Consider the following 12,257-nt stretch of genomic DNA (forward strand, 5'->3'; position numbering starts at 1 on the left):
TATAAGTCAATTCAATTGGGATCAGATGATTTCATGTAAAATCATCTGATCACCGTTTGTCAGAAATAAGGTGTCAATGCCGCTTCAACAGCTGGAAGCGCATACGTTTCATCTAAAACCGTAAAGGCGTTTGGCGGGGGAACGGCTCCTTTGGGGAAATAATAATCCTGTGGATTTGCTTTCACCCGAGCACCATAGGCCGTGATCACCTCTTTCACCCGACCCGTCCGAACGAGGTCGAACCAGCGCTTGTTTTCGAAGGCCAGTTCAACCCGGCGTTCCTGATAGATAGCGGTACGCATGGCGGCCTGCGAAGTTGCAGTGGTTGCAGCCAGACCGGCACGTGTCCGTACCTGATTCAGGTACGTTGCGGCCTCACCGGTTTTTCCCTGTTCGTTCAAGGCTTCAGCTAAAAACAGCAACACTTCGGCATACCGATACACGTGCCAGTTTGTACCCGTGTTATTATGTAACGCATGCGGACGGGCTAGTTTTTTGATGTATGGATACACCTTGTTTTCCCGTAGACTCTGGCTGAGCGTTACATAGCCAATGGAAATATCTTTCCGCTTATCCCCGGGCTCGTAAGCAGCAATAATATCAGGGGTTGGAATATTGTTATTCTCGCCCGAGAGAGACTGTGCATTCGAGGTTCCCGTGATGGGCGCTAATTCGGCCGCCGTTATGGGCGTTGGAACGATGCGATAGATCAGGTTACCATTTAACCCCGCTGAGCCCTCCAGATACTGCACTTCGAAGACCGACTCTGCATTGTTCTTATTGCTCGTCGAAAATGAAAAGGCGTTGTTATAATCGGGTGTGAGTGTGTACCCATCGTTAGTCACTACATCCTTCATAAGAGTTTCGGCTTCGGCCCACTTCTTCTGAACAATGTAGACATTGGCCAACAGGGTTTTAGCTGCGCCTGATGTGGCCCGCCCCGCTTCCTGCTTCGCCTTATTAGGCAGCAGTTTGGTAGCTTCCGTAACGTCTTTTATGATCTGCGTATAGATTTCCTCAGTCGACGCTAAAGGCAGTGCCGCATCCAGACGACCCACCACCGGTATCAAGTGCATGGGCACTTTGCCAAAATAACGGACCAGTTCAAAGTAAGCAAACGCTCTCAGAAACAGGGCCTGCCCTTTCAGGTTATCCTTCGTAGCCGGTACCGTGAACTGTACATTATCAATCAGTGCCAGCACCTGGTTTGTCCGGGCAATAATCTGATAGTCGTACCGATACTGCTGCAGAACGTTATCATTAGCCGTTACGCCATTCGCCGTTGGAACGGCAAAGTCGGCAATATTTTCGGTTGGGTCCACGGCGCCGAACAGGATGTTCCGGGCATAGTAGGTATTGTCGGAGTGCATCTCGCCCAAAATCCAGGCCCGTTCGTTAAATATGAATCGGAGTGGTACATAAGCTCCATTCACTGCCTGTTGAAAGTCGGCTTCTGTTTTAAAGAATGTAGCCGAACTCAACGCTGTTTCAGGTACTGCCGTTAAAAAATCCTGTTGGCAACCAGTTAGGGCAATGCCTAAAAGCCAGGTCGCAATAAGTTTTGTTTTCATTCTTGATAAGAAATAAGAATGTTGAAAAAATAAGGTTAGATAAGCCTGATTAGCTTAGAAATTCAGATTGATACCCACCGTGTAGGTACGGGGAACCGGGTAGTTCGAGAGATCGACGCCCTGGCTTAGGTTGCCGCCATCTCCATTACCATCACCCTGAGCACTGGTTTCCGGGTTTGGACCACCCCAGTATTTAGTGAATACATACACCTGCTGAATAGAGGCATACAAACGGGCGGATTTAAAGAATCGATCCAGGGCACCGATGTTATAACCAAGTGTTATGTTCTTGATCGTGAAGAACGAGGCATCGGCCAGGAATTGCGAGCTGTTCCAGTCGCGCTCGACACCGGTGAAATTTCCACCACCATTGGTAACCCCAAACTGCCCTTTACCGGGTGTGATAACTGTACCGTCGCTCTTAACCCGGAAACGATCCTTCACGCCTTCCACCATGTTAAATACGGCATCGAGGTTAGCGGTACTATACAAGTGACGTACCCACAACTGGTTGCCATAGGAACCGGAACCCGCAATCGAGAAATCGAATTTGCCATACGACAGGTTGTTGGTGATACCGTAGGTAAATTTCGGGAACGGGCTACCGATAATGGCCCGGTCGTCCTGGTCACCGCCGTAGCTGATAACCCCATCGCCGTTGACATCTTTGAACTTGATCGTACCAACCGCCGAACGCCCTGGAATGATCGGCGAATTTTTAACTTCATCCGTGCTTTGGTAGTACCCCTGCTTCACCATGCCATAGAACATCCCGAATGGCTGACCAACTTGCGTAATGTGGAACGAGCCATATACCCGGTCAATACCTGGTGCCAGCGAAACAACCTGATTACGGTTGAAAGAGATGTTGGCGTTGGTGGTCCAGCGCAGGCGGCCCGTTGTGTTCTTGCTCGTCAGTGAAAACTCGTGCCCCCAGAATTTAATCTCGCCAATGTTGTCATTGAAGTTGGTAAATCCAGCTTCCTGCGGGATTTGTACGGCGTAGAGGAGGTTCGTTGTCCGCTTGGAATAGAAGTCATAAATGAACTGAATCCGGTCGTTGAACAGTCCCAGATCAAGGCCAATGTCGAACTGCTTGGTAGTCTCCCAACCTAAGTTACTGTTAGCCAGCGACGTAACGACAGCGCCGGTAGCAACGTTATTGCCGAACACAGCATTTGTCGTGTTATTAACCAGCGCATATTGGGTATAGTTACCAATGTTGTTGTTACCAATCACACCATAGCTGGCTCTGACTTTGGCAAACGACACATGCTGATAATTTTTCAGAAAATTCTCATCCGACAATACCCAGCCCACCGAAGCCGATGGGAATGTACCCCAGCGGTTGTTCGTACCGAAACGGGAAGATCCATCTGTCCGGACGGCCGCCGTAAACAAATATTTTCCTTTGTAATTATAGGTTAAGCGCGACAGGTAAGACGTCAGTGCCCATTCGTTCACGCCATTAGTGGTACCACCCCGGTTTACGTTGAGTGCTCCCTGAATGGTTGGAAGCCGGTCATCGGCGTAGGTATCAGCCTGTATGCGGGTAAAATCCTGCCGGAAACGCTGGTTGGTGAAACCGGCCAGCAGCTCAAAGTTATGATCGTTAAAACTCTTGTTATAGGTGGCCAGGTTTTCGTTTAGCCAGGAAACGTTCTCCGTACTTTGCCGAATGGAAACGGCCGTGGTCGGGATGGGAACGTTGATAGCACTAGTAGCGGTAGATGGGTTGAAGAAAAAGAATTTGGAGTTCAAATACTCGACGTTGATGGACGAACGAAGGGTCAGCCCCGTAATTGGCCGGTAAGCAATATACGCATTGGCCAGCAGGTTGGTGTTTTTCGTTTCGTTAACCAGTTCATTAGCAGCCCGTACCCAGTTTGGATAGGCAAAAATATTGCCCGTACTACCCGGAAGCTGGTTAAATTTTGTGAGAACACCATTGGCGTCATAAATGGGCATAATTGGCCAGGTGTGCAGGGCATTGAACAGAATACCGGTACCCCGGTCGCCGTCAGTTCTTGGCGTATTGTCGAATACATACGATGGCGCTACATTGAAGCCTACCGTTACCCGGTCGGAGATGTTGTAGTTTGAGTTCATCCGCAGCGAATACCGCTTGTACACGTTATTCAGTACAACCCCCTGCTGGTTGAAATAACCAGCAACCAGAGAAGTATTCGACTTTTCCTTGTTCGACGACAGGCTCAAATTATAGCTCTGTATAGGCGCTGTCCGGATCAGGGCACCGTACCAGTCGTTGTTTTTCCCTTCATACTGAGCAGGATTCTGAAATTCAACCGGGACGGGCTGGTTCGAATCCTCATAGTATTCTTTTTTAAACTGAGCAAACTGAACAGCATCCAGCATTTTTACCCGGCCTTTTTCCGGTACCTGCTGAACACCGGCGAATGTATTAAAGCTGATATTGGTTTGCCCCGGCTTTCCTTTTTTCGTCGTAATCAGCACAACACCGTTTGCTGCTCTTGATCCGTATAAGGATGTCGACGCAGCATCTTTAAGGACGGAAATGTCATCAATTTCATCGGGGTTGAGCTGGCCGATGTTACCCGTAATCGGGAAGCCATCAATGACGTATAACGGATCGCTACCGGCAGATACCGACACCTGCCCACGAATCCGGATATTGATACCCTGCCCCGGCTTACCGGTTGTCTGGTTGATCTGAACACCAGCCAATCGTCCTTGTAATTTCTGACCAATCTGCGAAACCGGAAGGTCTTTTATCTCCTGAGCGCTCACGGTTTGAACGGCCCCGGTAATTTCTTTCTTTAACTGGCTACCATAGCCTACAACCACGACTTCGTTCAGTGTCTGATCGTCGGGCGTGAGCGTAACAGACAGGGATGTTTGGCTGCCAACGACCACCTCTTTTTTGGCATAACCAACAAAACTGAAGACCAGTGTTGAGTTGGCATTGGGAACAGCAATTCTAAAGCTACCCTTACCATCCGTGGTGGCACCCTGAGTTGAGCCTTTCACGACAACACTTACCCCTGGCAATCCGTCGCCTTTCTCGTCGGTCACCTTACCCGAAACGGTAATGTCAGCAGACACTTCTTCACGATGCAAGGGGGTATTCAATGCAATCAACACACGCTCATTTGGTAAAGTCCCTTTGGGCTCCTGGGCAAAGCTCGTATAAGAGCCCGCTACCATACTTAGTGCTACTAGCTGATAGAGTCTTTTCATGGATGTAAGTAGATTAAAGATAGGGTTGTTCGGCTAGATTGGCTTCAGGAAAAAGTCAATTGAATAGCCAAATATTACCAGTTAGTATCCTCCAACTTTCCTATACCTACCCATAACTATCATTATTTAAATAATTTTCTTAGTATTTTGAATATATAAATTCTCTTTGCGCCTTAGACAGATATTTGCTTACTTACCGGCAAGTAGGCCGTACCAAATTCATGCAAGGTTACCCTACACGTTTACTTTCTTTTGCCGTCTCAATCAGGCTGTTTGTTACTCACAAAGACCTAAAGATTTTGAGTACGTTCGTGCATTTATCTGCTTTTATTTCCTTCAAGACCAGCCTAGCCTGTTATGCTTTATCACATTAAGATTAACGATTACTCAAATACACCGAAGTACCAGCAGATTTACAACTCAATTGTGGAGGGTATCGAAAACCGGGATATTTTGCCCGGCGACAAGCTTCCATCCATCCACGAGCTTTGCGCGGAGTTCGACATATCGAAAGGCACTATTGAACGGGCCTACGAACTTCTTAAGGAAAAGGAAATAATCGGAGCCGTTAAAGGGAAAGGATTTTATATCAACTACACGCCCACCGGCAACAACCTGAAGATATTTCTCTTATTCAACAAGCTGAGTGCTCATAAAAAAATCATTTACGATTCCTTTGTCGAACTGCTGGGGCCGGGCGTAGCCATCGACTTTTTCATTTATAACAATGACTTCCGGCTCTTTCGGGATTTGATACAGCGACAGGCCCGGAATCATACGCATTATGTTATTATCGGGCATTTCTTTGAAGGGGGCGAAAAGGCGGACGAACTGATTAACAGCCTACCCAAACACAAGCTTATTATTCTGGATAAATTACTGGAAGGCATAACCGGTAGCTACGGAGCCGTATTCCAGAATTTCGAACGCGACCTTTATCAGGCCCTGACGGATGCGCTACCGCTTCTAAAAAAGTATTCGACGCTCTGTATTTTGTTTCCGTCGTACAGCTACCACCCCAAGGCCATCCTGAACGGATTTTATAAATTCTGTTACGAACATGGCTTCAAAACACGGGTGATCAACACCGTTGAGGATGAGGTGATCCAGCCGCAGCATGCCTACATTAATTTGATGGAAGAAGATCTGGTCGAGCTGATCAAGCGCATAAAAAAGACCCCCTACCTTGTTGGGCAGGAGGTCGGTATTCTTTCCTATAATGATACGCCGTTAAAGGAGTTTTTGCTGGACGGCATCACGGTTATTTCCACCGATTTTGCTCAGATGGGCCGCACAGCCGCCCAGTTAGTGCTGAATGCCAGTGTCGAACATATCGAGAACCCGTTTCATCTGGTCGTGCGGAAATCCTTATAGTCTGAACCGGGATTTTCTCATGATTTAAATGATTTTCACGATTATACAATCAATGAGAAGCCTTTATTAATGCCGCCAACTTGCTTCTATAATCAAGAAAATCATAAAAATCATATAAAAATCCCGGTTCTGATTAATAGCGCACCACTTTAAACTTGGAAATGCCACCATCGAAACGGATGAGCATTTTCTTTTTGGCAGCATCGTAACCGGGGCTAACGAACTCACCGCCACCTACACTGGTGAAATCATCCAGCTGTTCGATATTCAAGGCACCGTCTTTCTTGATTCGGCACCCTACTTCTTTAGGAACCCGGACCGTAACCGAAGCAGCTCCAACATCCAGTTTGATGTCGGACTGATCGGCTTTAGCGCCCAGCTTCAGATCGAGTTCAGCGGCCCCTACACCCAATTTAAGGCTTCTGACGGCATATGAACTCAGGTCGAGGTCACCCTGACCAGCACCCAGCGCCACATCCATTGTCCAGATGGGTGCCGTGTTCAGGTGTACATCAACCCGGTTTTCGTAGTTGCCGTCTTTCAGGTCGATGTTCTGTTTCTCTTCCGTTGGCTTCAATTCAATGGTTGGAATACGCGTCGTTTCATCGCGATCAACCGACATTGAGTAGCTACCAACGCTCTGTTTGGTATCGGCCTTAATGAGTTCGCTCGTTGGGTCACTGATGATAAACCGGCCCGCGCCACCTGACAATTTCAATACAGCCTCCCGGGTGTCGGCAGACATGGGTTCAGCAAAGGTGTTTGAATGAGTTTCATTACGGTCCGAATCCCGACTATCGCGCTCAGACCGGTAATCCTCTTCATTATCATTATCGCTATCATCATTCCCGTTGTCATCATCCGAATCGTCACCATCGTCGCCATCCGAATAAGTACGATCGTTATCGTCATCGTCATTATCCCAGCGCATGTGGTAACTGTCACGGTCCCGATCATGGGAGAAAAAACCGAATAGCGTTGTCGGTACGGCTACCGCCAACATGACCGTCGTGATGAAAGCGGCCGGATTGCCCCGCCGTTCCAAAATCATATTGACCCCGGCTAAAATCAGCAGAACGGGCCATAAGTTTACCAGCGAATGCCAGTCAACATCGAGCCAGCCTGCCCGGCGAGCCAGGAAAAGCACACCGAGCGTGAGCAGAAAAATGCCCCAGAATAATCCGTTATTACGTTTCATATGCGTGGTTTGAAATAAGCTACAGGACCGGGGCCGCCCGTGCGGTATGATGTCCCTAACGTCACAGGCGTCTATGCACCATACCGCTCGGGCGGCCCCGATCCTATAGCATACTTCATTTACAAGGTTCCGTTATTGGGGTCGTTTTGAGTTGGGTCGCTTTTGTAAGGATCACTGTTGTAAGGATCACTTTTGTAGGGATCATTCTGATTGTTGTCGTATGGGGTTTTGATCCGATCCCGGAAAATCAACCACAAACCAATGGCAATTAAAATGAATGGCCACAAATCTCTGAAACTGATATCGAAGTAGCGGTCAATCAGAAACATGATACCAAGTAAAATCAGAACGGCTCCACCAACTAGGCTACGGTCGGGCGATGCGGGTTTATTGGGATTGTAAGGATTCATAGAGAAAACAGGGTTTGCGTAAACAGTTGATTGAGCCACAGAACCCGCAAAACGGCGCTCGGGTAATGCGATCCACAAGATAACATAAATGATGAAGGCCGGGAAATGGGGCAGGAAAATCCCGACCACAAACAGTACACGTACCAACGTGCGATCAATTCCAAAATAATCTGCTAATCCAGCGCAGACGCCCCCAATCTGGGCCTGGTCTGCTATTCGTTCGAGTCGTTTGTTCATGGCTTCTAGTGTCTAAAACCGATGTAAACCTAGCCGGTTTACCAGATCGACGGAAGCAGAATAGGAAGAATGGACGCGCTTATGGATGGATGTATGTTTTCAATGATAGTAGGTAATACATAGTACTGAAGGAGTCGTTAAGTTAGTAAGCGGCTGCGCCTAAGTTAGTAAGTGGCTGCGCCCAAGTCAGTAAGTGGCTGACGCATGAGTGTTTCTTTCGCGCGTCAGCCGCTTACTGACTTGGGCGCAGCCGCTTACTAACTTAGGCGCAGCCGCTGACCGACTTAGGCGCAGCCGCTGACCGACTTAGGCGTAGCCGCTTACCGACTCGCTCAATCCTCCTCTATCGCTTCCATGATATCCATCAACTCGCCGAACTCTTTGTTTCCGGGTTGCTCTTCGATACCTCCGCTCAGGGCAATACCTTTTACGGGAAGATCGGCCAGTAGCTGGTGGACGTTTTCGACCGATATGCCGGTTCCTAACAGGATTGGATAGCGAGACGCCTGCCGTTTTAAGAGTTGTTTTATATCCTCATCCAGGTGCATTGGGCCGTTGCTTTCGAGCAGGACATAATCAGCATTGGATGCCCCTGTTTGCAGGACTGTATCAAGTTGGTCGAAGGTGAGCTGAGCAACACCCACCCGTAAGATGAAACGGAGATCTTCCTCCGTTTTTGTCAGCGTACTCAGGTAGGGCAATAAGGCCGCTTCGTCGACCTGTAAAAGATCTGGCTGGTACGAGCTTAACAATTGTTCGATTACCTCAGGATCGGTCGATGTAGTTTCGCCGACAATCTGTACGCCCGCTACCCAGCCCCGTATCTCCCCAAATTTTTTCGGGTCAACATAGTCCGGCGAGTCGGTATCCATCGAGAAGCCAAGCATATCAACACCCATCCCCGCACAATAACGAGCATCGCTGAGGTTCGTAACGTTCGAGATTTTAACCAGCGTCTTCAGGGCCATAGTAGTAGGTAATCGTAGATTTTTTTTGACAATACATATTCGCAAAGGTACTTACAGACCAGCATTTTATTACCTGAACGCCGTTTGTATTGTTCATCACCGGACATTGGTGTACGATTTCGGACAAGCTATATTTTACCAAATCCATGTTTACAAGCGGGAAAGGCCGATTTTACGAGTTGGCAAAGCATTTGTTCTACAAAAGTTGATCTTATTCTTTTGGCATGAAACGAACGTACCTGGGTGAGTTTGAAGAACTGGTATTATTGACGGTAGCTGTTCTGCACGAAGGTGCTTACGGCGTTGCCATAACCGATGAGCTGGACCGTCAAACGGGCCGATCGGTCAGTATCAGCGCGGTACACGCGGCCCTGCATCGACTGGAAGAGAAAGGCATGCTCAAGTCGCAGATGGGTGACGCCACTGCCGAACGGGGCGGCCGTCGGAAACGACTCTTTACCGTTACCGCCCTGGGCAGCCGGGCATTGCACGACATACGGGCCATGCGCGATCAGTTGTGGGAGTCGATTTCGCCAAATGTCTTACCGACCCTCAGTATATGAACGTATCCCAACCACCCCGCTGGGCCGACCGGCTCCTCGAATGGTTCTGCGCCCCACATCTATTGGAGGAGGTGCAGGGTGATTTGCATGAGCGCTTTACCCGCGAATTAAGCACGATGGGTGCTCGACGCGCAAACCGTAATTACTGGATCAATGTACTGCGCTTTGTACGCCCGTTCGCCCTGAAACGCCAACCACCCCGCTATCCTTCCGTCTCTTTATTCAGTCCGGCTATGTTCCAGAACTATCTCAAAATTGCTTTACGAAACCTCGCCCGAAACAAGGCGTATTCAGCCATTAATATCATTGGACTAAGCATTGGTCTGTCAGCGGCCATGCTGATCATGCTGTATACCAAAGATGAAGTTAGTTACGACCGGTTTCATGCAAAGAACCCTTCGATTTACCGCATCACCAGCAAATCGCTGACACCGGCTGGTATTGTTGAGCAGTTACAGCCCTACACCGGCGTTTTTCCAGGACCAAAATTCCACGAGGGCGTCCCGGAAATAACAGCCTTTGTTCGGTACCGGGAAAACCATCGGGATATGAAGGAGGGCAATGACATAAAAAGCCAGTCCGTCCATTACGCCGACACGAACTTCTTTTCGGTATTCACCTTCCCGCTCCTGAGCGGCAACCCGAAAACCGCGTTGCAAAACCCACAATCGGTTGTCATATCGGAGGACGTTGCGGAGAAAAACTTCGGGACAACAAACGCACTGGGCAAAACGCTGTTTTTCAGAGGAGACGAGCGTTTTGAACCCTATACGGTGACGGGCGTGGCTAAAAAAAGCCCGCAAAACTCGTCCATCAAATTTGACGTGCTCATGCCCCTCGTGATCGAGGCTGACGAGATGGCCAATAATGAAAACTGGTTCAGTGTCTTCATGAATACGTTTGTGCTGGTTAGTCCGGGGGCCAACCTGAAAGCCGTAGAGGCAAAAATGAATCGGGTTTACGTGGCCGATGCCCGGGAAAGTATTAAAATCGTAGCTAAAAAGTACGGTATAACGGGCAAAACGGTGTACACGCTTCAACCCTTTACCGATATGCACCTGAGCAAAGAGCTACCGGCCAGTAACGGGCTTGTCGACGAGAGCAATCCCACTTTTTCGTACATTCTGTCGGGTATTGCGCTGTTCATCCTGCTGATTGCCTGCATCAATTTTGTCAATCTGACCGTAGCCCGCTCTTTAAAACGAGCGAAGGAGATAGGCGTCAGGAAAGTGGTGGGCGGGGCCAGAACGCAGCTAATCATCCAGTTTCTGGGCGAGTCGTTTTTACTTTGCCTTGTTGCTTTTCTGCTGGCGATCGGCCTGATTGAACTGGCCTTGCCAACGTTCAATCAACTCGCCAACAAAGCCCTTGCGCTCTCGTATCTGTTTGATGTGAAGTTAGTGGCCGGGTACATCATCCTGTTTTTTGTCACAAGCCTGTTGTCCGGTTTCTACCCGGCGCTTATTCTGTCGGGCTACAATCCAGTTCAAACCCTGTATAGCCGGTTCAATTTGTCGGGAAAAAACTACCTGCAAAAATCACTGGTCGTACTTCAGTTTACGCTGGCCTCTTTTCTAATCATTGCCTCCCTGACCATTTATTCACAATTCAAATTTCTGACCAGTAAAGAGTTGGGCTACGACGATAAAAACCTGGTCATGATCAACAAGTCGAATCTGAAACGCAGCGAAGAGAAATTACTGAAAGACGAGCTGCTTAAAAATCAGAACATTATTGATGTGGCACCCAAAAATGGCGGTTTCTGGGGGACAGTGGCTAAAATCAACGGAGAAACGCAAGTGAACTTTGCTTACGAAACCGTTAATGAATCCTACCTCCCGCTCTTCAAAATACCGATCACAGTAGGCCGTAATTTCTCTGCGGCCTACCCATCCGACTCGTCGCATTCGGTGTTGGTCAATGAAACGTTCGTAAAAGAAGCTGGCTGGAAGAACCCCATTGGTCAGGTCGTCGATTTCTGGTTCAGAAACGAAAAATACACCGTTGTTGGCGTGGTGAAAGACCATCATTACCAGTCACTAAGCGAAAAAATAAAGCCGCAACTGTTTACCATGAAGCAAAGCAATGAGTACGGTAAGGCTTTCATTAAAATTAAACCGGGGACCGAAACAGCCAGCCTTCGGCATATCGAGAAAGTCTTCAAAAAATTGTTTCCCCTGAACCCGTATTCCTATTCGTTTATGGAGCAGGAAAATCTGAAACGGTACGAGTCGGAAGCTAAATGGAAGCAGATGGTGCTCTTCGGGGCCATTCTCACCATCTTTATTTCGTGCATCGGTCTTTTCGGTCTGGCGACACTCTCCGCCGAACGTCGCACTAAGGAAATCGGCATCCGGAAGGTACTGGGCGCATCGGTTGGCAGTGTTGTTCAGTTGCTGTCGACCGATTTCCTGAAGCTGGTTTCGCTGTCGTTCATATTCGCGTTCCCTGCCGCCGGGTATGCCATGAATGAATGGCTCAACAACTATCCTTATCGAATCAGCATTGGCGTCTGGATGTTCCTGGCTACGGCATTCATTGCCATAACCATTGCCTTTCTGACCGTTGGCTGGCAATCATTGCGAGCCGCCACGATCAACCCGGTCAAGAGTTTGAAAGCGGACTAAGGGCAGCAAGTTGACTTACTTCCTTACTCTTTTAACTTCTTAATCCCTCGACGTTTATCTCTCTGCTCTGCGCTCACCGCTCACCCCCGC

8 protein-coding genes are annotated in these 12,257 nt (G+C 48.6%); 3 read left to right on the forward strand and 5 right to left on the reverse strand.

Features of this window, described 5'->3' with window-relative positions; genetic code table 11:
- Positions 1-59 precede the first annotated feature (59 nt).
- On the reverse strand, positions 60-1,571 hold the full coding sequence (locus tag ACYVK4_RS20100; RefSeq protein WP_461129314.1) for a RagB/SusD family nutrient uptake outer membrane protein: 1,512 nt from the start codon (positions 1,569-1,571) through the stop codon (positions 60-62).
- Between the two features lie 54 nt (positions 1,572-1,625).
- Positions 1,626-4,790 (reverse strand): SusC/RagA family TonB-linked outer membrane protein, encoded by a 3,165-nt coding sequence (locus ACYVK4_RS20105; protein ID WP_461129315.1) that lies wholly within the window; start codon positions 4,788-4,790, stop codon positions 1,626-1,628.
- A 357-nt stretch (positions 4,791-5,147) separates the two neighbouring features.
- Between ACYVK4_RS20105 and ACYVK4_RS20110 the strand changes: the two genes are divergently transcribed.
- Positions 5,148-6,164, forward strand: coding sequence for a GntR family transcriptional regulator (locus tag ACYVK4_RS20110; protein ID WP_461129316.1), 1,017 nt, complete (start codon positions 5,148-5,150; stop codon positions 6,162-6,164).
- A 133-nt stretch (positions 6,165-6,297) separates the two neighbouring features.
- On the opposite strand, the gene ACYVK4_RS20115 is transcribed toward ACYVK4_RS20110, so the two are convergent.
- The 3 genes from ACYVK4_RS20115 to trpF all read right to left on the reverse strand — a co-directional run bounded on the left by ACYVK4_RS20115 (position 6,298) and on the right by trpF (position 8,977).
- Positions 6,298-7,362 carry a LiaI-LiaF-like domain-containing protein gene (locus ACYVK4_RS20115; protein ID WP_461129317.1) on the reverse strand — a complete coding sequence of 355 codons (1,065 nt, stop codon included), beginning with the start codon at positions 7,360-7,362 and terminating at the stop codon, positions 6,298-6,300.
- 119 nt (positions 7,363-7,481) lie between these two features.
- Positions 7,482-8,009 (reverse strand): PspC domain-containing protein, encoded by a 528-nt coding sequence (locus ACYVK4_RS20120; RefSeq protein ID WP_461129318.1) that lies wholly within the window; start codon positions 8,007-8,009, stop codon positions 7,482-7,484.
- A gap of 332 nt (positions 8,010-8,341) precedes the next feature.
- Positions 8,342-8,977, reverse strand: coding sequence for a phosphoribosylanthranilate isomerase (gene trpF, locus ACYVK4_RS20125; RefSeq protein WP_461129319.1), 636 nt, complete (start codon positions 8,975-8,977; stop codon positions 8,342-8,344).
- Positions 8,978-9,201: 224 nt separating this feature from the next.
- On the opposite strand from trpF, the gene ACYVK4_RS20130 reads away from it, so the two are divergent.
- Positions 9,202-9,540 (forward strand): PadR family transcriptional regulator, encoded by a 339-nt coding sequence (locus ACYVK4_RS20130; RefSeq protein WP_461129320.1) that lies wholly within the window; start codon positions 9,202-9,204, stop codon positions 9,538-9,540.
- Complete coding sequence (locus ACYVK4_RS20135) at positions 9,537-12,167, forward strand: ABC transporter permease (RefSeq protein WP_461129321.1); 2,631 nt, start codon at positions 9,537-9,539, stop codon at positions 12,165-12,167. The genes ACYVK4_RS20130 and ACYVK4_RS20135 overlap by 4 nt, the downstream gene beginning before the upstream one ends.
- Positions 12,168-12,257 lie beyond the last annotated feature (90 nt).

The organism is Spirosoma aerophilum, from assembly GCF_054782495.1.

Coding starts and splice junctions, on each gene's coding strand:
- ACYVK4_RS20100 (WP_461129314.1), bottom strand. CDS start 1,571: ATGAAAACAAAACTTATTGCGACCTGGCTTTTAGGCATTGCCCTAACT.
- ACYVK4_RS20105 (WP_461129315.1), bottom strand. CDS start 4,790: ATGAAAAGACTCTATCAGCTAGTAGCACTAAGTATGGTAGCGGGCTCT.
- ACYVK4_RS20110 (WP_461129316.1), top strand. CDS start 5,148: ATGCTTTATCACATTAAGATTAACGATTACTCAAATACACCGAAGTAC.
- ACYVK4_RS20115 (WP_461129317.1), bottom strand. CDS start 7,362: ATGAAACGTAATAACGGATTATTCTGGGGCATTTTTCTGCTCACGCTC.
- ACYVK4_RS20120 (WP_461129318.1), bottom strand. CDS start 8,009: ATGAACAAACGACTCGAACGAATAGCAGACCAGGCCCAGATTGGGGGC.
- trpF (WP_461129319.1), bottom strand. CDS start 8,977: ATGGCCCTGAAGACGCTGGTTAAAATCTCGAACGTTACGAACCTCAGC.
- ACYVK4_RS20130 (WP_461129320.1), top strand. CDS start 9,202: ATGAAACGAACGTACCTGGGTGAGTTTGAAGAACTGGTATTATTGACG.
- ACYVK4_RS20135 (WP_461129321.1), top strand. CDS start 9,537: ATGAACGTATCCCAACCACCCCGCTGGGCCGACCGGCTCCTCGAATGG.